The organism is Acinetobacter tianfuensis (assembly GCF_003611465.1).
Lineage (GTDB): Bacteria > Pseudomonadota > Gammaproteobacteria > Pseudomonadales > Moraxellaceae > Acinetobacter > Acinetobacter tianfuensis.
In genome coordinates, this window is record NZ_RAXV01000081.1 from 1 (window position 1) to 1878 (window position 1878).

The 1878-nt window shown below is 37.0% G+C and carries 1 protein-coding gene; it reads left to right on the plus strand.

The annotated features are described in order from the left end of the window. Positions 1 to 648 precede the first annotated feature (648 nt). Positions 649 to 1620 carry a replication initiation protein gene (locus D7V32_RS16910; protein WP_120385383.1) on the plus strand — a complete coding sequence of 324 codons (972 nt, stop codon included), beginning with the start codon at positions 649 to 651 and terminating at the stop codon, positions 1618 to 1620. Positions 1621 to 1878: the final 258 nt, after the last annotated feature.

Here is a 1878-nt window from a genome sequence, read left to right on the forward strand (position 1 = left end):
TCTAAGATTTTTCTCAATAGTGATTTTCAAAGGAATGTTTTTTATTAGATTGATGCTCAAAATGGGATTTCATAATAAGCAGTTCCGAGATTCGACTTAATGGGGTTTTCAGTCGGGTGAAATTATTAGATTTTCAAAAATAATAATTAGCGAGTGTCTACGAGCGACACAATGAAAGTTCGCTTATTCCCCCCTTGAAAAACCGCTTTTAAAAATACTGGCTGCTCGATAATTTTTACTATCGAGGGCTTTTGCTTTTGAAAAAACACGAGCGAAGCGAGTTCATAGTCGCTTTTGCTTTTTTCTGCTTTTGGTTCTCAATGATCATTTGAAAAAAAACAGCCCCTCAACCGAGCTTTAGCGAGGTTAAAACGTCCGAGCTTTAGCGAGGGCATAGGGCTGTTTTTCGTGAAAAAACCGCTTTTCTTTTTTTCTTTTTTTCTTTTTTTCTTTTTTTAGGGGGTCTGAAAGCCTTGCTGTGTAAGGCTTTCACGGGGTCAAATAGGAGAAAATAACGGTCAAATAGGAGAAAATAACGGTCAAATAGGAGAAAATAACGGTCAAATAGGAATATTTTGACATAAAAAAGAGTATTTTATTTAGCTCCTAGTTGTGTAATACTTGCTCAAAATCCAACTAGGTTTTGTCATGAAAGAAACCAACCAAATTGTCAAAAAATCAAATGATCTAATCACAGCAAAATATCGACTAACGATCATTCAGCAATACGTTTTGCACAACGTTATTTCCCAAATCCACATTGAAGATACAGACTTTAAAAAATACGAGGTGAATGTTCGTAGCATTGCCGAAAATCACGGTATCGACACTAAAAATGCGTATCGCTACATCAAAAAATCAGCCCTAGAGTTAAATAAACAACCAATCATCATTGGGGATGAGATCGAGGGCATAGCCCTGAATTGGTTTTCATCGGTACGCTACAACAGCAATCGAGGGACATTACTTGTCGATTTTCACCCCGACTTAAAGCCCTATCTGCTTCAACTGCAAGGCTACTTCACGCAATATGAAAATAAGAATATTCAGCGATTTAAGTGCGTTCATTCCCTGCGTTTTTATGAGTTTCTCAAGCAAAAACAGAACCTAGGGAAAGGCAAGGAGTTCTACGTTGAACTGACACTTGCGGAGATCCGTTCAATGTTTTGTTTTTCAGATAGTGAATACAAAGCGAATAAGGATTTAAGGGTCTATGTGATTGAACCAGCACTCAAAGAAATCCACGAACAAACCGATTTAAGCATCACAGATACTCAATTTTTGAAGAAAGGACGCTCGATCAATTCGGTTTACATCACAGCCAAACCCAAAACAGCATCAAAAACGGCAAAAAACAGCGATTCTGGCGTTTCTAAGCAAAAAACCGTAGAAATCCCTACCAACATCGTAAAACAGCCTGAAAACGCAAATGTGAGCGATTTACAGCACAGGGCGAGCAAGATTACAGGATTAATCATGTCTAATCGGTTATCAGATCGGTTTAAACAGGGTGATGAGTCAATTATGCAGATGATGGCTCGTATCCAAAATGAGATCACAACCGATGCAATAGCCGACCAATGGGAGAATAAATTGGAGGAATTTGGCGTAGTTTTTTAATGATTTCTCAAAAATAGTAAAATTCTATTGTCATCGAGCAATATTAAAAAATTGTCATTAAGTAATATTCATTTTTTTGGATTGTCACTGAACAATATTAATTTTTACTGAACGCCTTTAAATTAAAGGGTTTTGTGCCAAAGGCACTTTAAAAACGGCAAAGCCGTTATTTTTGGACTGAATCACCTAAAATTGTCATCGTGCAATTTTGGGGTTCCTAGGTGACGGAATTTGAGTATTGTAGATTCTTAAAAGGAT